The organism is Pseudomonas guariconensis (assembly GCF_040822035.1).
Taxonomy (GTDB): Bacteria; Pseudomonadota; Gammaproteobacteria; order Pseudomonadales; family Pseudomonadaceae; genus Aquipseudomonas; species Aquipseudomonas guariconensis.
Window position 1 is genome coordinate 3,546,566 of record NZ_CP162012.1, and the last position, 19,325, is coordinate 3,565,890.

Annotated in this window: 19 protein-coding genes and 1 pseudogene; 5 read left to right on the plus strand and 15 right to left on the minus strand. The window is 60.5% G+C overall.

What is annotated here, in order from left to right; translation table 11 throughout:
* Positions 1–44: 44 nt before the first annotated feature.
* The 8 genes from AB1N67_RS16335 to AB1N67_RS16370 all read right to left on the minus strand — a co-directional run bounded on the left by AB1N67_RS16335 (position 45) and on the right by AB1N67_RS16370 (position 9,845).
* Positions 45–260 carry a formate dehydrogenase subunit delta gene (locus AB1N67_RS16335; RefSeq protein ID WP_043212926.1) on the minus strand — a complete coding sequence of 72 codons (216 nt, stop codon included), beginning with the start codon at positions 258–260 and terminating at the stop codon, positions 45–47.
* Entirely contained in the window at positions 257–3,142 is a 2,886-nt protein-coding gene (fdhF, locus tag AB1N67_RS16340; protein WP_367863231.1) for a formate dehydrogenase subunit alpha, read from the minus strand. Before fdhF ends, AB1N67_RS16335 begins: the two co-directional genes overlap by 4 nt.
* Positions 3,139–4,698 carry an NADH-quinone oxidoreductase subunit NuoF gene (locus AB1N67_RS16345; protein WP_102082759.1) on the minus strand — a complete coding sequence of 520 codons (1,560 nt, stop codon included), beginning with the start codon at positions 4,696–4,698 and terminating at the stop codon, positions 3,139–3,141. The genes fdhF and AB1N67_RS16345 overlap by 4 nt, the downstream gene beginning before the upstream one ends.
* A complete protein-coding gene (locus tag AB1N67_RS16350; RefSeq protein ID WP_102082767.1) occupies positions 4,692–5,174 on the minus strand; it encodes a formate dehydrogenase subunit gamma in 483 nt (160 codons plus the stop codon). Before AB1N67_RS16350 ends, AB1N67_RS16345 begins: the two co-directional genes overlap by 7 nt.
* Positions 5,175–5,583: 409 nt before the next feature.
* Positions 5,584–7,107 (minus strand): histidine ammonia-lyase, encoded by a 1,524-nt coding sequence (gene hutH / locus AB1N67_RS16355; RefSeq protein WP_043212919.1) that lies wholly within the window; start codon positions 7,105–7,107, stop codon positions 5,584–5,586.
* Positions 7,108–7,119: 12 nt separating this feature from the next.
* Complete coding sequence (locus AB1N67_RS16360) at positions 7,120–7,953, minus strand: glycine betaine/L-proline ABC transporter ATP-binding protein (RefSeq protein ID WP_052352479.1); 834 nt, start codon at positions 7,951–7,953, stop codon at positions 7,120–7,122.
* Positions 7,950–8,801 carry a proline/glycine betaine ABC transporter permease gene (locus AB1N67_RS16365; RefSeq protein ID WP_070571041.1) on the minus strand — a complete coding sequence of 284 codons (852 nt, stop codon included), beginning with the start codon at positions 8,799–8,801 and terminating at the stop codon, positions 7,950–7,952. Before AB1N67_RS16365 ends, AB1N67_RS16360 begins: the two co-directional genes overlap by 4 nt.
* 75 nt (positions 8,802–8,876) lie before the next feature.
* Positions 8,877–9,845 carry an ABC transporter substrate-binding protein gene (locus tag AB1N67_RS16370; protein ID WP_043212914.1) on the minus strand — a complete coding sequence of 323 codons (969 nt, stop codon included), beginning with the start codon at positions 9,843–9,845 and terminating at the stop codon, positions 8,877–8,879.
* A gap of 174 nt (positions 9,846–10,019) precedes the next feature.
* On the opposite strand from AB1N67_RS16370, the gene AB1N67_RS16375 reads away from it, so the two are divergent.
* Positions 10,020–10,934 carry a LysR family transcriptional regulator gene (locus AB1N67_RS16375; protein ID WP_043212912.1) on the plus strand — a complete coding sequence of 305 codons (915 nt, stop codon included), beginning with the start codon at positions 10,020–10,022 and terminating at the stop codon, positions 10,932–10,934.
* A 92-nt stretch (positions 10,935–11,026) separates the two neighbouring features.
* On the opposite strand, the pseudogene AB1N67_RS16380 reads toward AB1N67_RS16375, so the two are convergent.
* Positions 11,027–11,227 (minus strand): annotated as a pseudogene (locus AB1N67_RS16380) (hypothetical protein); the annotation flags it as partial.
* A gap of 414 nt (positions 11,228–11,641) precedes the next feature.
* Between AB1N67_RS16380 and AB1N67_RS16385 the strand changes: the two are divergent.
* Both AB1N67_RS16385 and AB1N67_RS16390 read left to right on the plus strand, forming a co-directional pair.
* A complete protein-coding gene (locus AB1N67_RS16385; protein ID WP_367863232.1) occupies positions 11,642–12,664 on the plus strand; it encodes a DNA-processing protein DprA in 1,023 nt (340 codons plus the stop codon).
* A gap of 42 nt (positions 12,665–12,706) precedes the next feature.
* The gene (locus AB1N67_RS16390) at positions 12,707–13,840 is read left to right on the plus strand and encodes a hypothetical protein (RefSeq protein WP_367863233.1); all 1,134 of its coding nucleotides are present in this window, start codon (positions 12,707–12,709) and stop codon (positions 13,838–13,840) included.
* 217 nt (positions 13,841–14,057) lie between these two features.
* Here AB1N67_RS16390 and AB1N67_RS16395 read toward each other — a convergent pair whose 3' ends face one another.
* On the minus strand, positions 14,058–14,291 hold the full coding sequence (locus AB1N67_RS16395) for a hypothetical protein (protein WP_367863234.1): 234 nt from the start codon (positions 14,289–14,291) through the stop codon (positions 14,058–14,060).
* 156 nt (positions 14,292–14,447) lie between these two features.
* On the opposite strand from AB1N67_RS16395, the gene AB1N67_RS16400 reads away from it, so the two are divergent.
* On the plus strand, positions 14,448–14,747 hold the full coding sequence (locus AB1N67_RS16400; protein WP_367863869.1) for a helix-turn-helix domain-containing protein: 300 nt from the start codon (positions 14,448–14,450) through the stop codon (positions 14,745–14,747).
* A 9-nt stretch (positions 14,748–14,756) separates the two neighbouring features.
* On the opposite strand, the gene umuC is transcribed toward AB1N67_RS16400, so the two are convergent.
* Complete coding sequence (gene umuC / locus AB1N67_RS16405; RefSeq protein WP_367863235.1) at positions 14,757–16,028, minus strand: translesion error-prone DNA polymerase V subunit UmuC; 1,272 nt, start codon at positions 16,026–16,028, stop codon at positions 14,757–14,759.
* Positions 16,018–16,446, minus strand: coding sequence for a LexA family transcriptional regulator (locus tag AB1N67_RS16410; RefSeq protein ID WP_102082623.1), 429 nt, complete (start codon positions 16,444–16,446; stop codon positions 16,018–16,020). The genes umuC and AB1N67_RS16410 overlap by 11 nt, the downstream gene beginning before the upstream one ends.
* 104 nt (positions 16,447–16,550) lie before the next feature.
* Between AB1N67_RS16410 and AB1N67_RS16415 the strand changes: the two genes are divergently transcribed.
* Positions 16,551–17,255 carry an SOS response-associated peptidase family protein gene (locus tag AB1N67_RS16415; protein WP_367863870.1) on the plus strand — a complete coding sequence of 235 codons (705 nt, stop codon included), beginning with the start codon at positions 16,551–16,553 and terminating at the stop codon, positions 17,253–17,255.
* Here the strand turns inward: AB1N67_RS16415 and AB1N67_RS16420 are convergent.
* The 3 genes from AB1N67_RS16420 to AB1N67_RS16430 form a co-directional block, all read right to left on the minus strand.
* A complete protein-coding gene (locus tag AB1N67_RS16420) occupies positions 17,247–18,041 on the minus strand; it encodes a DNA adenine methylase (protein WP_367863236.1) in 795 nt (264 codons plus the stop codon). The two genes, AB1N67_RS16415 and AB1N67_RS16420, sit on opposite strands and share 9 nt — an antisense overlap.
* A 151-nt stretch (positions 18,042–18,192) precedes the next feature.
* Positions 18,193–18,735, minus strand: coding sequence for a lysis system i-spanin subunit Rz (locus AB1N67_RS16425; RefSeq protein WP_367863237.1), 543 nt, complete (start codon positions 18,733–18,735; stop codon positions 18,193–18,195).
* Complete coding sequence (locus AB1N67_RS16430; protein WP_367863238.1) at positions 18,735–19,286, minus strand: glycoside hydrolase family 19 protein; 552 nt, start codon at positions 19,284–19,286, stop codon at positions 18,735–18,737. The genes AB1N67_RS16425 and AB1N67_RS16430 overlap by 1 nt, the downstream gene beginning before the upstream one ends.
* Between the last annotated feature and the right edge of the window lie 39 nt (positions 19,287–19,325).

Here is a 19,325-nt window from a genome sequence, read left to right on the forward strand (position 1 = left end):
TGCCCCGCGATCGGACTGTAAAGCAGCCCTGCTCGCCTGAGGCGTCACGCCGCCTGCTGCAGCGCCTCCTTCACCAACGGATCCACCCCCTCCCCGCCATCAGCCTGCAGTCGCTCCCCCAACTGCCGACGCATCGCCGGCGTCCAGAAGCTTTGCATATGCTGCCTCACGCCCTGCACTGCCAGCGCCCGGTCAGGCTCGCTGGCAAAGTACTGGGCGATCTGGTTGGCCATCTTGACCAGGCTGTCATGACCGCTCATCGACGCACCTCGACTTTCTCGGATTTCTCGGCCTGGCGACGCTCCTTGAGCAGGCGCTGTTGCTCGTCACTGAACGCCTGGTAACGCTTCTGCCATTCCGAGGGCTGGAACACCTTGACCACCTCTACCGCCGTCACTTTGTACTCAGGGCAATTGGTGGCCCAGTCGGAGTTGTCGGTGGTGATCACGTTGGCGCCGGATTCGGGGAAGTGGAAGGTGGTGTACACCACCCCCGGTGCTACGCGGGAACTGACCTTGGCGCGCAGTACGGTCTGCCCTGCCCGGCTGCCCACGCCCACCCAATCGCCATCGCTGATACCACGAGCCTCGGCGTCGTTGGGGTGGATCTCCAGGCGGTCTTCGGCGTGCCAGGCGACGTTGCCGGTACGTCGGGTCTGGGCGCCGACGTTGTATTGGCTGAGGATACGGCCAGTGGTCAGCAGCAGCGGGAAGCGGCTGTTGACCTTCTCGTCGGTAGGCACGTAGCCGGTGAGCATGAAGCGCCCCTTGCCACGCACGAACTGGTCGATGTGCATGGTCGGGGTGCCGTCGGGCGCTGCGTCGTTGCACGGCCATTGCAAGCTGCCATGGCGGTCGATCTCGGCATAGCTGACCCGGTGGAAAGTCGGCGTCAGGCGCGCGATTTCGTCCATGATCTCGGACGGATGACGGTAGTCCATCCGATAGCCCAGGGCGTTGGCCAGGGCGACGGTGGCTTCCCAGTCGGCCTTGCCGGCCAGCGGGTCCATGACCTTACGCACCCGCGAGATGCGGCGCTCGGCGTTGGTGAAGGTGCCGTCCTTCTCCAGGAAGGAGCTGCCCGGCAGGAACACGTGGGCGAACTTGGCCGTCTCGTTGAGGAAGATGTCCTGCACCACCACGCACTCCATGGCCATCAAGGCCGCGGTGACGTGCTGGGTGTTGGGGTCGCTCTGGGCGATGTCTTCGCCCTGGCAGTAGAGCGCCTTGAAGCTGCCATCGAGGGCCGCCTCGAACATGTTGGGGATGCGCAGGCCCGGATCAGGCTGCAGGGTCACGCCCCAGGCCTGTTCGAACTCGGCGCGCACGGTTTCGTTGGAGATGTGCCGGTAGCCCGGCAGCTCGTGAGGGAACGAGCCCATGTCGCAGGAGCCCTGCACGTTGTTCTGTCCCCGCAGCGGGTTCACGCCCACGCCTTCACGGCCGACGTTGCCGGTGGCCATGGCCAGGTTGGCGATGCCCATCACCGCGGTACTGCCCTGGCTGTGCTCTGTGACCCCCAGGCCGTAGTAGATCGCCGCGTTGCCGCCGGTGGCGTACAAGCGGGCGGCTTCACGGATCTGCTCGGCAGGCACGCCGCACACCGGGCCAAGCGTCTCCGGGGCGTTTTCCGGCAGGCTGACGAAATCACGCCAGCGGGCGAAGTCTTGCGCCTCGCAGCGAGCATCGACGAACGGCTGGTCCACCAAGCCTTCAGTGACGATCACATGGGCCAGGGCATTGAGCATGGCCACGTTGGTACCCGGACGCAGTTGCAGGTGCAACTCGGCGCGGGCGTGGGGCGAATCCACCAGGTCGATGCGCCGTGGGTCGATGACGATCAGCCGCGCGCCCTGGCGCAGCCGGCGCTTGAGCTGAGAGCCGAACACCGGGTGGGCGTCGGTGGGGTTGGCGCCGATCACCAGGATCACATCGGCCTGCATCACCGAGTCGAAGCTCTGGGTACCGGCGGATTCGCCCAGGGTCTGCTTGAGGCCATAACCGGTCGGCGAATGGCACACCCGCGCGCAGGTATCGACGTTGTTGTTGCCGAAGGCGGCGCGTACCAGCTTCTGCACCAGGTACGCTTCTTCGTTGGTGCAACGGCTGGAGGTGATGCCGCCGATGGAGTCACGTCCATGCTTGAGCTGGATACGCCGGAACTCGCTGGCGGCATAGTTGACCGCCTCGTCCCAGCTGACCTCTTGCCACGGGTCGTTGATGTGCTTGCGGATCATCGGCTTGGTGACGCGATCCGGGTGGGTCGCATAGCCCCAGGCGAAGCGGCCCTTGACGCAGGCGTGGCCGTGGTTGGCGCCGCCGTTCTTGTCCGGGACCATGCGCACCAGTTGGTCGCCCTTCATCTCGGCGCGGAACGAACAGCCCACGCCGCAGTAGGCGCAGGTGGTGATCACCGCGCGCTCGGGCTGGCCCAGCTGGATCAGGCTCTTCTCGCTCAGGGTCGCGGTCGGGCAGGCCTGCACGCAGGCGCCGCAGGATACACACTCGGAGCTCAGGAAGTCGTCACCACCGGCCGCCGCCACGCGGGACTCGAAACCACGACCGGTGATGGTCAGGGCGAAGGTGCCCTGGATATCTTCGCAGGCGCGCACGCAGCGGCTACAGACGATGCACTTGCTCGGCTCGTAGTCGAAGTACGGGTTGGAGACGTCCTTCTTCTCCTTCAGGTGGTTGGCACCGTCGTAGCCGTAGCGCACCTCGCGCAGGCCGACCTGGCCCGCGACCGTCTGCAATTCGCAGTTGCCGTTGGCCGAACAGGTCAGGCAGTCCAGCGGGTGGTCGGAGATGTACAGCTCCATGACATTGCGCCGCAGATCGGCCAGGCGCGAGGTCTGGGTCCGCACCACCATGCCTTCGCTCACCGGCGTCGTGCACGAAGCCGGGTAGCCGCGCATGCCCTCGATTTCGACCATGCACATGCGGCAGGAGCCGAAGGCTTCCAGGCTGTCGGTGGCGCACAGTTTGGGAATGGTGGTGCCAAGCAAGGCCGCGGCGCGCATCACCGAGGTGCCGGCAGGCACGCTGATCTCACGGCCATCGATGACCAGGCTGACCTGCACGTCGCTTTCGCGGGCGGGGGTTCCCAGGTCGAGGTCGTTGGTGGGGTCGAAGAAATTGATCACTGGGCGGCCTCCGTGGTGGTCAGACCGAAGTCAGCAGGGAAATACTTGAGGGCACTGGCCACCGGATACGAGGTCATCCCGCCCATGGCGCAGAGAGAGCCGTACTGCAGCGTATCGCACAGGTCGCGCAGCAATAGCGCCTGGTCTTCACGCTCGGCCATGTCGGTGCTGGCGATCAGCCGATCCACCACTTCCATGCCGCGGGTCGAGCCGATCCGGCAAGGGGTGCATTTGCCGCAGGATTCCTCGGCGCAGAACTGCAAGGCAAAGCGGGCCATGCTGGCCATGTTCAGCGTGTCGTCAGCTACCACCACACCGCCATGACCCAGCATCGCGCCCATGGCAGAGAAGGCCTCGTAGTCCAGCGGCGTGTCGAAGCCACTGGGCGGCACCCAGGCGCCCAACGGCCCGCCCACCTGTGCGGCCTTGAGCGGCCGGCCACTGGCCGTGCCGCCACCGTAGCCTTCCACCAACTCACGCAGGGTAAGACCGAAGGCACGCTCCACCAGCCCACCGTGGCGAATGTTGCCAGCCAGTTGGAACGGCATGGTGCCCAGCGAGCGGCCCATGCCAAAGTCGCGATAGAACGCCGAACCCTTAGCCAGGATCACCGGCACCGAGGCCAGGGTGAGCACGTTGTGCACCAAGGTTGGCAGGCCGAACAGGCCTTCGAGGGCTGGCAACGGTGGCTTGGCCCGCACGATCCCCCGCTTGCCCTCGATGGACTCGAGCAGCGCGGTTTCCTCGCCGCAGATATAGGCGCCGGCGCCGACCCGCACTTCCAGGTCGAAGGCCAGGCCGCTGCCGGCGACGTCATCGCCCAGGTAGCCTGCCGCGCGGGCGATGTCGAAAGCGGCATTCAGTGCACGGATCGCATCCGGATACTCCGAACGCACATAGATGTAGCCCTTGGTGGCGCCGACGGCCAGGCCGGCGATGGCCATGCCCTCGATCAGCAGGAAGGGGTCGCCTTCCATCAGCATGCGGTCGGCGAACGTGCCGGAGTCACCTTCGTCGGCATTGCAGACTACGTATTTCTGCGCAGCCTGCGCGTCACGTACGGTGCGCCACTTGATACCTGCCGGGAATGCCGCACCACCCCGGCCACGCAGGCCAGAGTCGAGCACAGCCGCGACCACGTCCGCGCCATCGAGCGCCACGGCCCGGGTCAGGCCTTCGAAGCCCCCGTGGGCGCGGTAGTCCTCGAGCGACAAGGGCCGGGTGATACCGGCACGGGCGAACAGCAGGCGCTGCTGGGTTTTCAGATAAGGGATCTCGGCCACCGGCCCAAGGGCCAACGAATGGCCCGCCGGCTCGCTCACCAAGGCATCCAGCAGGCTCGGCACATCTTCGGCGGCAACCGGGCCAAAGCCCAGGCGCTCGCCGGCTTGTTCCACTTCGACCAGCGGCTCCAGCCAATAGAGGCCGCGAGAGCTGGTGCGTTGAATGTCCACCGGCAGCTGTCGGCGCTCGGCCTCGCGGGCCAGTGCGTCGGCGACCTGGTCGGCGCCTACCGCGCGGGCGACCGAATCGCACGGAACGAATAGCTTCAGCATGCTTCTTCCTCCCGGCAGCCGTTGACCAAGGCGCTCAGGCGCTCAGGGGTCAGGCGCGCGTGCAGTTGCCCGTCCAGTTCCAAGGCTGGCGAACAGGCGCACGCACCCAGGCAATACACCGGCCGCAGACTGATGGCGCCATCGGCGGTGGTGCCGTGATCGTCCAGCGCCAACTGCTCACGCAATTGCGCGGCCAGCGCCTCGGCGCCCCGGCTCTGGCAGGACTCGGCCCGGCACAGGCGCAAGGTATGGCGCGCCGGGGGCGAAGTACGGAAATCGTGATAGAAGCTGATCACCCCGCGCACCTCAGCCAGGCTGAGGTTCAGGGCATGGGCGATTTCAGGGACGGCGACGTCAGGCACGTAGCCTACGTCTTCCTGGATGGCATGGAGGACCGGCAGCAAGGCACCGGCGGTGTCCTTGTAGCGCTCCAGCACGCGCTGGATCAATGGCAGGTGAAGCGTCTCTTCAGGCATACAGCGGACCTCGGCATCACGGACCGCTGCAGGGCAAGCGTCCGGCGTCTTCTGCTGCGGCGCACCGTCCATGTCACGGTCACATGGTCACCGGGCGCCCTCCGTACCTAGGCCCTGCGTCTGCGCGCAGTGGGTCCGTAGGCATCCTGCAAGCATGGCACCCCTGGCGCTGGAAGGTTGCGCCCAAGCGACAGGGCTCATTCTGAAACCGACGCGGGGATGGTACCTCTGCGATCGAATCTGCCTGGCGTCTTGCGGCGCCTTGGTTTTCCAAAGCCAAAGCACAACGCCGCCAAGCAGAAGAACGATTGTCACGCCCAACGCTCTCTCAGCTGGCACTTTGCCGACATTGCATCGGCATGTGACCTGCACGATTCGAAGCCATGGGAGCGTCAGGCGCTTACATCTGTCACAACAGGTCGGGGAACGCAGCGCCAAGCAGGACCGGATCCTTCAGGATCGATGCACTGCTGGCGATATCCGGGGCCAGCCAACGGTCTTGGGCATAGGCCGGGACCCGTTCGCGCAACAACCGCCAGGCAATGTGGGTACCGGCGCCAAAGCGTTGCTGCTTGAGGAACTCGAACGCTTGGGCCGCCAACAGGTATTCGATGGCGAGGATCTGCGTACAGTTCTCCAGAGCCCGGTGCAGCTTCAACCCGGCATTGGTGCCCATGCTCAAGTGGTCCTCCTGCAGCCCGGAGGTGACGTAGTTGTCGATGACTGCCGGTTGTGCCAGCTGACGGTTTTCAGCACAGAGTGAAGCGGCCACGTACTGAACAATCATCATGCCCGAATTCACACCCGGTTGGCTGACCAGAAAAGCCGGCAAACCGCTTACCAACGGGTTGATCAGGCGATCGAGACGACGCTCGGCAATGGCCCCGATCTCGGCCACCGCGATGGCCAGCAAGTCGGCCGCCATGGCCACGGACTGGCCGTGCGGGTTGGCCTGGGAAACCACCCGGTACGACTCGGGTGTACCCAGCAACATCGGGTTGTCGGTAGAGGAGTTGAGTTCGGTCTCGATCTGCCGCGCCGCGTGTGCCAACTGATCGCGCGCGGCGCCATGCACCTGCGGAATCGAGCGAATGCTCAAGGCATCCTGGGTGCGAATGCCACGGCTGCTGGCAATGATCTCGCTGCCGTCCAGCAGGCGGCGCAAGTTGCTGCCCACACGCTGCATGCCCGGGTGCGGTTTCATCGCGATGATTTCAGGGTCGAAGGCATCGAACTGGCCACGCAGGGCCTCGAAGCTCATGGCGCCGATGACATCGGCCCATTGGCTCAAGCGCGTGGCGTCGTCCAGGGACAGGCAGGCCAGGCCGGTCATGCACGGGGTGCCGTTGACCAAGCACAGACCATCCTTGGCTCCCAGTTTCAGCGGTGACAGGCCGACCTCGGCCAAGGCTTGCTGCGCCGGCACGATCTGGCCACGGTAACTGACCTGGCCGACGCCCAACAAGCTGATACTGATATGGGCCATGTGGGTCAGGTAGCCCACCGAACCCTGTTTCGGCACCTGCGGGGTGATGTGCTCGTTGAGCAGCGTCAGCAGCGCCTCGACCACCTTGCGCTGCAAGCCGGAACGGCCCTGGCAGAAATTGATGATCGCCGCGCACATGATCGCCCGGGTCTGTTCGTCCGACAGCGCCGTACCCACGCCGCAGGCATGGCTGAGCAAGGTGTTGCGCGACAGCTGGCTGAGTTGTTCGTCCTGCAACGACACATTGCACAGGGCGCCAAGCCCGGTATTGACGCCATAGGCGCGCTCACCGCTGGCAACGATGCGCTGGACGATCGCCTGGGCGTTCTCGATCCGCGCCCAGGCCGATGGGGCCAGCTCAAGCTTCGCCCCATGCCGCGCCACGGCTACCACATCCTGCCAGCGCATAGGCGCTTCGGCGATGATGATTCTTTCGGCAATCGACATACACGCGGTTCCTTAAAGCGAAGCTACGCGGCGTTGCACGAAACGATCGACGTATTCGTCCGCAGGCTGGTAGAGAATTTCCTTCGGTGTGCCGACCTGGATCAGGCGACCGTCCTTGAGAATGGCAATGCGGTTGCCGATACGCACCGCTTCATCCAGGTCGTGCGTGATGAAGACGATGGTCTTGTGCAGGGTTTTCTGCAGCTCAAGCAACTGGTCCTGCATTTCGGCGCGAATCAGCGGATCGAGCGCACTGAAGGCTTCGTCCATGAGGATGATGTCGGTATCGGCGGCCAAGGCTCGGGCCAGGCCGACGCGTTGACGCATGCCACCTGACAACTGATGCGGGTACGATTTTTCGTAGCCCTTGAGGCCCACGGTGTTGATCCAGTGCAGCGCTCGCTCAGCGCACATGGCCTTGCTCTCACCACGGACTTTCAGGCCATACGCGACGTTGTCCAGCACGGTGCGGTGCGGCAACAGGCCGAAGCTCTGGAACACCATGCTGATCTTGTGCCGGCGGAATTCGCGCAGGGCTTGCATGTCGTATTGCAGGATGTTCTCGCCATCGACCAGGATCTCGCCGCTGGTCGGCTCGATCAGGCGGTTGAAATGACGCACCAGGGTCGACTTGCCCGAACCCGACAGCCCCATGATCACGAAGATCTCGCCGCTGCCGATGGACAGCGAGAGATCGTTGACCCCGACCACGCAGCCGGTTTGGGCCAGCACCTGATCCTTGGCTTTTTTCTGGCGGATCATTTGCAGGGCATCTTCGGCGCGAGCACCGAAAACCTTGAAGACATGCTTGACTTCGATCTTGTTCATCATCGGCTTGTCGCTCATTTGCCCACCCCATGCCGTGGCCGGCCATAGGCCTGGGTAATACGGTCGATCACGACCGCCAGAATCACGATGGCCAGGCCCGCTTCGAGGCCGCGGCCCACGTTCAGGGTCTGGATGCCGACCAGCACATCTTCACCCAAGCCACGAGCACCGATCATCGAGGCGATGACCACCATCGACAGGGCCATCATGGTGGTCTGGTTGATCCCGGCCATGATGCTCGGCAATGCCAGTGGCAACTGCACGCCGAACAGTTGCTGCAGGCGATTGGCACCAAAGGCATTGATCGCCTCCATGACCTCGCCGTCCACCTGGCGAATGCCTAGATCGGTCAGGCGAATGAGCGGCGGAGCGGCATAGATGACGGTGGCAAAGATCGCCGGCACCTTGCCCAGGCCGAACAGCATCAGGACCGGAATCAGGTACACGAAGCTGGGCATGGTCTGCATGATGTCGAGCAATGGCATCAGCACCGCCCGCAGCCGATCGTTACGCGCCGAAAGGACACCCAGCGGAATACCGACCAGGACCGAGATCAGCGTGGCCACCAGCATCAGCGCCAAGGTCTGCATCAGCTTGTCCCACAGGCCCACCGCACCGACCAGGAACAGCAAGCCGACGATCACCACCGTGGTCACGACTTTACGGGTGGAGTGCCAGGCGATGCCCGCGACGATGGCCAGGACCAGCCACCAAGGAGTTGCGCGTAGCAGGCCTTCGAGGTTGACGATGGCCCACAACAGAGTGTCGGAAATGTGCCGGAACACGTCACCGTAGTTGCTTACCAGCGCATCGACCCAGCCATTGACCCAGTCGGCAATGGAAAACGTGAAGTTTTTCGGAAACATGGAATTGTCTCGAGCAAGTGCATGGAGCGGACCGTCGCGTGGCCTGTCCGGCAGGAGCCGGACGACCCCACAGGCTCAGAGTGCTGCGCCTACCTTTTTGGCAGCGTCTTCGCTGACCCAGCTGTGCCAGATTTCGGGGTGTTCCTTGAGGAACAACCTGGCCAGCTCGGGCGACTCGATACGGTCCTTGCTCATGCGCGCCAGGTTCTGGTTCAGCAGGTCGATCGGCAGATTAATCTTTTCGAGCACCGCCACCAGTTCCGGCGCCTGCTCGTGGAAGGCCTTCGACACCCCAACCTTGATGGTCACGGATTTATCCACACCGGGTTGCTCGTCCAGCTTGACCAGGTCGGCCTGGCCCATCAGCGGGGTCGGCGACCAGTAATAGAACAGGATCGGCTCGCCGCGCTTGTAGCTCGACAGAACGGCGGCATCCAGTGCCGGGCCGGTGCCCGGGCGGAAGTTGGTATAGGCGTTTTCCAGACCATAGCGCTTGAGCATTTCGCTGTTGTCCAGCTCACAGGTCCAACCAGCCGGGCAATTGTAGAAGCGCCCTTTGTCCGGCTCCTCCGGGTCCTTGAAGACTTGGGCGTATTGCTTGAGATCGGCGATGCTCTTGAGGTTTGGCGCCTTGGCTTCGAGATTGCGCCCGGCATCGCCTTCGATCACATAACGCGGCACATACCAGCCTTCGACCGCACCAACCACCGGCGAGCCGATGCCGACGACCTTGCCGGCCGCCGCAGCCTTGTTCCAGACCTCGCTGCGCCCTACCCACTCTTCAGCAAACACCTGGATATCGTTGCTGCTCAAGGCGTTTTCCATGGAAATGGAATTACCCGGCAGGCTGTCGGTATCACAGCCATAACCATTTTTCAGCACGAACTGCATCACGTCGGTGAGCAGCATCCCGCTTTCCCAGTTCAAGCCGGCGAATTTCACCGGTTTGCCAGACTCGCACCAGCCGGCCGCCTGGCTGACGCCAGCGGACGCCAGCAGCCCGAAAGAAAGTGTCGTAGTCAGCAGAGCCTTTGTAATTGTCATTGTGACGCTCCCAAACAAGAACATTGATTGCAGTAGTCGAGGGCATCCGGCCCAAAGAGGGACGCCAGACTGGCTGAGGACCCTTGCCTTGGTGAGCACTGCGTGGGCGAAATATTTCATAACCTAAAAAAAGGATAAAATAATAAGTACTGATGCATCACAAAGGTAAAACCTATGAAGTTCACACTGCGGCAACTTCGCTATGCGCTCGCAGCAGCCAAGCACGGAAACCTGACCACTGCCGCCATGGAACTTCATGTTTCACAACCCTCCATCTCGGCGGCTATCACCGAACTGGAGGAGGTGCTGGGTCAATCCATCTTCATACGCCAACGTGGCCTTGGCATATCGCTGACCCCTTTTGGTCGTACCGTCATGGTCCAGGCCCGTCGCGTTCTGGCAGAAGCTCAGACCTTTGCCGAGATCAATACCAATGCAGGCGAGTGCGTCGGGGAATTGGTGGTGGGATGCTTTGAAGACCTGGCGCCCTACTGCCTGCCACAAATCGTGCGACGGATGCAGGAGTCCTGCCCAAGGGTCACTGTCGATATGCGCGATGGCAGCTTCGATTATGTTGGCAAGCGGCTGGCTGAGGGGGCGATAGAGTTGGCGATCACCTACGACCTGGGTTTACCGCCGAACACTCAATGCACTCAACTGTGTCAGTTGACCGCTCAGGTACTGCTCTCGGCCGATCACCCACTGGCCAAACAGTCGCGTGTCAGTCTCAAGGCGCTCTCCGAATACACCTTGGTCGTCACCGATCAGGCCCAAAGTTGGCAGCATGTGCTAGACCTGTTCAGCTTTTACGATCTGTCACCCGCGGTCGTGCACCGGGTGCGCACGTTCGAGTTGCAGCGTAGCCTCGTCGCAAATGGGTTTGGCGTTGCGCTGATCTACACCCGGCCGTTTGGTGACCGCAGTTATGACGGTCAAGCGCTGGTATGTCGGCCGACCGAGGAAAAACTGCCAACGCATAGCATCGTGCTGGCGCATGATCAGCGCTATCCGCTGACGCCTTCGGCTGAGGCGTTCAAGGAGTTGGCGGTGGCCTGGTTCGCGGAAAGACCGTCGTTTGCATCCGAATGAACAACGGGTGGGCAAGCCCTGATTGGTCGATGGCCTACCACTGCTCGCGTCCACCGGCACCTGCAGAGACACCTCAGAGACAACCACTCCACCAACCCGGTCTTCCGTCGCTTCACCCAAGCCTGCGCTGCCTGCTTGCGGGCGAACGCCTGGGCTTCTTGGTAGACTAGGGCACCGTTTTTCTCGAGGCGGATCTGGACGGTATCGCTCACCGTACCATCGGCCTTTTTCCTTGCTCTGATCGTTGCCCTATTTTCGGTGGTACGAGCGTGATTGGCGGTGGTACATCCCACCCCTGTCACACCCAAAACGCCCTCAAAACCCCGGAAGATGGTACAAAAATGCGTAGACCAGAATGCCCTTAGAAACAGCCTTAACATCACAAACCACGCGCCCTGAGCCCTCTCGGCGATTTAGCGTTGCACCGATGATGGATTGGGCTGATGTTTCCTGAATACCGCTTCCTACGAGGCCTCCAGAGATCTGGATTAGTGGCTGTACCATTTTTGTACCAACTACCCCCTCAGACCTGAAGAATGGAGTGGCCTCCGGCTTGCCTATCGATGGCTAAAATAGATTTTTTTTGTAAAGGGACTACACGCCCAACCTGGGCTTGACCGACGAGCAAGCCTTCGCAGTCAAAACCTACCTTTTAAGTCAAGATTTTCGATGCTAGCTGCCAAAGCTAGCTGCTGATAGAGTGATTGATGGCCATTGGCATTCATTACCATGAGCCAGCTAATTCAGGACTTGATTTTATGGACAGAAACCTTCCGCCCCCAGACCGACGTAATTACTGGCGAAATGAAAAAATTGCCTTCTTAGCTTTAAGCTCCATAGAAGGAATGGGCTTCTGGGGCCTCCACAAAATCGCCTCCAGCGGCCTCGGCTTTAATAATGCACTTAGAACCCCCAACGAGGAGCTAGCTCAGGTCATCTGTAGTGATCTCAATGCGGAATTATCGACTCAAAATCTCGTCTTTGCCCAGGAAAATCTTTGGCAAAAAGGGCTTGAGCTAGCAAGACAACTAAAAGAGTCTGGAACTATTCTTATTTTCAAAGACGAGGATGGCTTCCCGCTAAAACTAAGATCAATCAAAGACTCACCTCAATGGATTTTCATTCAAGGCAACCCTCATTGCCTTTATGAATATGCAATCGCCATTGTTGGAACAAGGAACGCTACCGAAGATGGGACACTCCTCACCAAAATTCTTGTTTCATCACTAAGCGAGAGCAACATCATAACGATTAGTGGCTTGGCTGCTGGAATCGACCAACTCGCACACCTTGAGTCAATCAGATATGGAATCAAGACAGTCGCCGTGCTTGGCACAGGAATTTTTCTCGACTACCCGAAAGGATCAGAGAAAATCCGCCAACGCATAATTGAATGCGGCGGCTGCGTAATCAGTGAATATTTACCCCATCAGCGGTCAAGCGCTGAAACTTTTGTCAGAAGAAACCGTATACAAGCCGCTCTGTGTGACACGCTCGTGCCTGTGGAATGGAAAATTAAAAGCGGCACAGCTCACACCGTCGGCTTCGCCAAGAAATACAACAAAAACATCGCCAATATTTTCCTACCGAAAACTTACCACCTCAGACCGGAATTAGCATTTTCAGAACTAGAGCATGGGGCTCTGTCTTTTGAAATGCCAATCAGCATCGTGAGCCTACTTGGTTTTGCTTTCAAACCTAAGGCTCCGTCACAACAAGAACTTTTATAAGCCACACCATCACTCAGCAAGCTCATCGCAAGGGATTCAATGATGCTAGTACTTATCGCCTCACCAAGCTCGATTTTAGACGCCACCCTCAATGTCGACCAAGCTGTTGCTGACGTAATGATTGACATCGCGAACAACAATCCTGTTGTCATAGTCTCTAACAAGCAAGAACCCGATTGGTTCACCAAAACTTTCAAGAACTCCAAGGTCCAATTTCAACAGGTGATTGGCCGCCAAAGCGGTCAATACCTGAAAGATATCTCTAAAAACAACAGTGTACCCACATCCAATTTCCTTTGTCTGACAGCTTCAGATGAAGATTATATGATGGGAAAGAATGGACAAGCCATTCTGATTGCCGCGGGCTGGTCTAGCAACGCTAAAGCCAAAAGTCTTGGTATTCAAGTCGCAACTCCTTCAGAACTCAAAGAGGTATTCGATTTAACCAATAACTGGCCTGGCAGCTGGTGGTTCTCTGGAACTGGACCTAATTATGGAGTTCGCGCGCTGGCAGACTTATCCAGCTATGGGGCCGGCACAACCCAAGTGCAATTCTCCCAAAAAGTTACCGCAGCCGTAAAACAAGGCGCCGGCCCTCTAAATGCGCTACTTGCTATCACTGCAAGATCTCTTTTACTTGAGTGGGGAGGCGAAAAAAAAGGAGTGCTTTTTGGGGTATTCCCATCATCCAACCCTGCCAATCATAATAATGAAGTCCTCACTGATTTCACCCACCGCCTTCGCACCACAGTTTCGCGAGCACAGCACGCAAGCCGTGAAGAGCCCCTTTTCGTTAGGCATTCACTTTCGCCAAAAAGATCACATGGTCAAGGTGGCAGCCGCACAGACCCTACCTCTCAAATCGTGACCCTGCACCTTAACCCAAAATATGCAACAAGCATTCGAGGTAAGGATGTGTTCCTGATTGATGACTGCACTACCTATGGTCTGTCATTCGGGGTCGCAGCAGCCTTTTTGACAGCCGCTGGCGCAGCCAGCATCACTGGCATTGCATTGGGTAAATTCGGCTCACGACTTGACCACTACGAAATTGTTCTCACTGGCAATCCATTCGCCCCTCTGCAAGCGACCGATTTTAAGCTACTTGCACACAGTTCGCTTCCAGGCATAACTGCGTCTAACGCACAGAATGCTCTTCATAAGTTAATCCCATAAGTCTAAATGCTCCTCCGGCGATAAAGGGGAGCGCAACGGTATCCTAATTGTCACTATCACATACTCCAATTGTGCTGGGGTATTAACCAGAAAAAGCGCCCAAGCCCCGTGTACAAAGGGCTTGGGCGCTTTTTTATGCCTGCTGCGAGATCGCCCAAAGGGCATAGAGGGGCATAGAATGGCGCTCGGTTTGCCCCATTTTTGCCCCACGGTATCGTTAGTGCCGCGTGCGGTCATCCGCCGATCTGAGCTGATATTCCGTCACCGCTTGGTACAACGAATCCGCGATCAGACGCAGCCGCTCAATCTCAACCGCTGGCCGCCCTTCAGCCTCAGCTTGGTGATACGCACGTGTGGCCTCTATAGCTTCTCGTATCAACTGCTCGCCGGCCTCAACTACCCCTTCCAGTGTCTTTTTCACCCGTCGCTCCAGCCTGCGTTCACGCTGCATGTTACTACCTGAGCCTACCGACATAACGATTTTGCATGGGGATATCCAACCCCTATACTGTATGGATATACACATAAGGTAATCCAACCCATGTCTGCAGACGTAATCGACCCGCAACCCATTCGATTAGTCTTGGATGACGAACAGCTCGAGGCCATGGAGTGGCTGATGGAGCAATTGCCGCTCGGCTTCCTGCCCTGTCACTGCGCCGAGGCGCGCACCATGCTTGGCTGGAGCATAGAAGCCTTGGCATTCCGATCCGGCGTGTCCCCTCGAGCCATACGCAGCATCGAGAACGGGGCCGAGCTGCGCCGCGTAACGATGCAAGCGCTCGCATTTGCTATGGAAGCGGAGGGCCTGGTGTTCTTCCCCGGCCACCCTCCTCTGCGCGCTGGCAATTGCCGAGGGGCTACACCCGACCCTAGGACACGGGACGACTATCACCTGCTCGAGTGACGGCCGCGCTCAGCGCACCCGCCATAGTTGATCGATCCGTGTCGTGTATGAGCGGCTCATCATCTCGCGGCGCATACCCCAGTCGGGGGTGCGGGGGACGCTGGCAGTGCGCATTGTGCCGCGCCCGTACTTCCCATTGATCTCGTCCAGCACCGACATCAGCCGGTCACAGGCCACCGGCTGTGTCATGGCGAATAGATCATCGGTGAACTCCCCCGGCTGCCGCAGATCCATCAGCAACACCTCGGCCTTGCTGTAACGAAACCCCGGCCGGTAGACCTGCTCCACAGCCTCGGTGGCCGCCCTGGTGAGCAGCAGCGTATCGTTGGTGGGGTAAGGCAACTCCACCAGGGCGCCCTTGGCGTACTTGGCTTCGTCCGGGTTGAACATGCCAGTACGGATGCTCACCCGCATGCGCTTGCACACCGAGCCCTGCGCCCGGAGTTTCTCCGCCGCTCGCCCGGTGTAGGTGGCCACCGCCTGTTTGATCGGCGGCAACTCGGTCAGCCGCTTACCAAACATCCGGCTGCAGCAGATCTCCTGCTTGGGCGGAGCAGCCTCCTCTAGCTCGAGACAAGGCGTTCCCGCGAGCTCCCTAGCTGTCTTCTCCACGACCACGCTGAACTTCTGGCGCAACGTCCAAGGGTCCGCCTTGGCCAGATCCATCGCCGTGCGGATCCCCATCGCCTCGAGGTGAGCAGTCATCCGCCGACCGATGCCCCACACCTCGCAGACCTCCGTGTTGCGCAAGACCCAGTCCCGCTTGAACGGGTCGCAGATGTCGACCACACCTCCGGTTTGCTGCTGCAGGCGCTTCGCCGTGTGGTTGGCCAGCTTCGCCAGGGTCTTGGTGCGAGCAATGCCCACACCTACCGGGATGCCGGTGCACTTGAGCACCTTGGCGCGGATCTGCCGGCCGAGCTGAGTCAAATCACCCTGGATACCTGACAGGTCTGCGAAGCACTCATCGATCGAATACACCTCTGCAGCCGGCACCATCGATTCGATCAGGGCCATGACCCGCTCACTCATGTCACCGTAGAGTGCGTAATTCGAGGAGAACGCCACGATCCCATGCCGACGCAGCCTGTCCTTGATCTGGAAGAAGGGTTCGCCCATTTTGACGAACGGCTTCGCGTCATAGGACCTGGCGATCACGCAGCCGTCGTTATTGCTCAGCACTACGATAGGGGTTTTGGCCAGATCCGGCCGGAACACGCGCTCACAACTCGCATAGAACGAGTTGCAATCGATCAGGGCGAACACCGGCTCACTGGGCATGATCGCGCACGCTGTAGCGAACCACGCCCCAGATCACCAGGTCATCACCTTCCATGACGTGCCTGGGCGGGTAGGCAGGATTCTCCGACTGCAGGATCACCACGCCGTTGCGGCGGTACAACCGCTTGCACACGGGCTCAGTGTTGATGGCTGCGATCACGATGTCGCCGTGCTCGGCATCGCTGCTACGGTCTACGATCAGAAGGTCACCGGAAAAAATGCCGGCTCCCTGCATGCTGTCGCCCTCGACCTGGACCAGATACACATGCGGCGCACGCAGATCGAACAGCTCATCCAGGGAAATCTGCCGCTCCATATGATCCGCTGCAGGCGAGGGAAAACCGGCGGGCACGCGGAACGAGTAGACGGGCAACTTGGTAGGGCCACCGGTTGGCGTTCCCAGGATTGTGATGGACATGATGGACTGACCCAGCAAAACTGTATAAACATACAGTTAACTGGTAGATCGGGCTCCGGTCAATGCCCGAGCTTGCAGATCCCGATAAACGCTTGAGGTGGACTATGTGTGGGCGGTACTCGATCTACGACGCTATGGACGACTACCTGCGCCATCTGGCTGCGGATCGGACGGTGATCAACGGCTACGACTATGAGCGGATTAACCGCTTCAACGTCGCACCCTCAACCCGAGTTGAGCTGATCCGGCAGACTGGCGACGGCCTGCGGGTGGATCGCGTGAAGTGGGGATGGGCGCCCTTCTGGGCGAAAGGGAAGCGTCCCGACCCGATCAATGCGCGAGCCGAAACGGTGATGACGGGAAAATTCTTCAAGGCGCTATGGCCAGTAGGGCGCGCCCTGGCCCCGGCGAACGGCTGGTTCGAGTGGATACCCGATCCAGCTGATCCGAAGCGCAAGCAGCCCTACTACATCACAGCCGCCAACAACGAGCCGCTGTTCTTCGCAGCCCTGGCAGAAGTCCATGGCGGACTCGAGCCTGACGACCGCGACGGCTTTGTGATCATTACCGCTGCAGCGGACGAGGGGATGGTGGACATTCACGACCGCAAACCACTGGTCCTGACTCCCGACCTGGCCAGGGAGTGGATGGCCCCCACCACAACGGCAGAACGCGCCGAAGAAATCGCACGGGACGGCTGCCGTCCTGCCGCTGATTTCAAGTGGCACGCTGTCAGCAAGCTGGTGGGGAACGTGCGCAACCAAGGACCGGAACTCATCGAGCCGGTCCCGTTGCCATTGTCAGAATAATTGCCCGAGCTGATCCGGCACCCAGTTGAGGATCACCAGCTCGCCCGTCACCTCGGCCTTGCCTTGCCGCTGGTTCGTGTTGCTGTAGCGGATGTCCAGGCACTCGAAGTGGAAGCCGGCAAACGCTCGACGGATGTCCGGGTGGTCGTTGATGCTCACCATCACCCTGCCCCTGCAGTGCCGCATGAAGTCGGCCATGCGCTCGTACTCCTCAAACGGGAAGTCGAGCCCATAGCCAGCGGTCTGCCAATAAGGCGGGTCCATGTAGAAGAACGTGTGCGCCCGGTCGTATCGCTCGGCACAGGTGAGCCAAGACAGGTTCTCGACGTAGGTACCGGCGAGGCGCTGCCAAGCGGCGGACAGGTTCTCCTCGATGCGCAACAGGTTGATGGCCGGCCCCGTCGTCGCGGTACCGAACGTCTGCCCAGTCACCTTGCCACCGAAGGCATGCTGCTGCAGGTAGAAGAACCGGGCAGCACGCTGGATGTCGGTCAAGGTCTCGGGGCGCGTCATCTTCTGCCACTCGAAGATCTGGCGGGAGCTGAGCGCCCATTTGAACTGGCGCACGAATTCCTCCAGATGGTTCTGCACCACACGGTAAAGGGTGACCAGGTCGCCGTTGAGGTCGTTGAGCACCTCCACAGGTGCGGGTTGAGGTCGGAGGAAATACAACGCGGCACCGCCTGCGAAGACTTCCACATAGCATTCATGTGGGGGAAAGAGAGGGATCAAGCGGTCGGCCAGGCGGCGCTTGCCGCCCATCCAGGGGATGATAGGAGAGGTCATGATTTGCAAGTCTTTACTGTATGGATAAACAGGTGTTAGGCTCGCCGCGCTTTGTGCACAAGGCAGGGGCCACGGCTGGACTTGCAGGAAGGGTCTGCGGGTTCGGCGGGCCGGGCTGGATGTTGGCGCATCCACCCGGCTCGCCTCTTTTTTACTGGGTGACTGAGCGCACGTAAGCCTGGCAGGCCTGCAGTGCGATCAGTCCTCGGTCGCCTTCATCGGTGATGGCGACAATTCGTTGAGCATGCGCTCGGTCAAGTTCGGCGCGTACGGCTCCATGAACCACGCCTCCGGCGCCGGGGGCTTCTCGCAGCCCACCGTCACAACCCTGGGCGGCAACGGATCCGACGTCGAGAAGGACTGACAACCGCAGGTCAGCAGTAGCCAGGCGGTCGCGCAGGCGAGCCTGAGCTTGTTGTGCATCGTTCATCTCCTTCCAATGTGCCTGGTCCTGCGCCTGCAGACGCACCTCCAGGTCGCGGCGGGCAGCCTGCTGCACCGCCATCTGATCGAGAGCCGCCGCAGCGGCTTCCTCACGTTCGCGGGCATGGACGCGGTCCTTATCCGCCAATTGCTTGCCATAGTCCGCAGCCTGATCAGCGAGCAGCGCTCGATAAGCGTTGTCCTGCCACACCCAGGCAGCGCTGCCGGCGATGACAGCGCCGAGCAACAGCGCCGCCAGCGCACCCCGCATCACTGCAGCACCTCGAGCGCTCGCTTGTAGAGCGCCTCGCGATCCTCGAGGCCATTGGTGCCGCCGTTGATGCGCTTGGTGATGGCCAGGAAATCACCCTTGTCGGCCAGGGTGTTCAACCCTTCCTTCTGCCAGAACCAGCCCGCCGACATCGCGGCGTAGACCGGCTGCTCGAGCAACTCCGGTGTGTTGAGCAAGCGACTGTCACCGAACAGGGCCTCGCTGCAGGCCTCATAGTTCGCCCGGCCGGTGACCTGGATACAGCCACGACCCCGGTACTTCTGGCCATCGCCATCGGCTTCGGGGGTGTTCCCCAAGCGCTGGGCCAGACGGCCGGTGTCGTATTTGGCCAGGTACTTGTCGTTGCCCAGTTCGCGCACGTAGCGCAGCTGCCCCGACTCGTGTCCGATCTGGGCGATGAAGGCGGCCATGCGTAGCCGGGTGATGATGGCGAACTTGCCCATGGTGGCATTGAGGCCAGGAACAAAAACGCCGGCTTGGCGGCCGGCGTTGGGGAGGATCTGCAGGAGCTGTTTTTCAGTGATGGGCATTGCGTGTATTCCTTCGTGTGGACATAAAAAAGCCGGCGA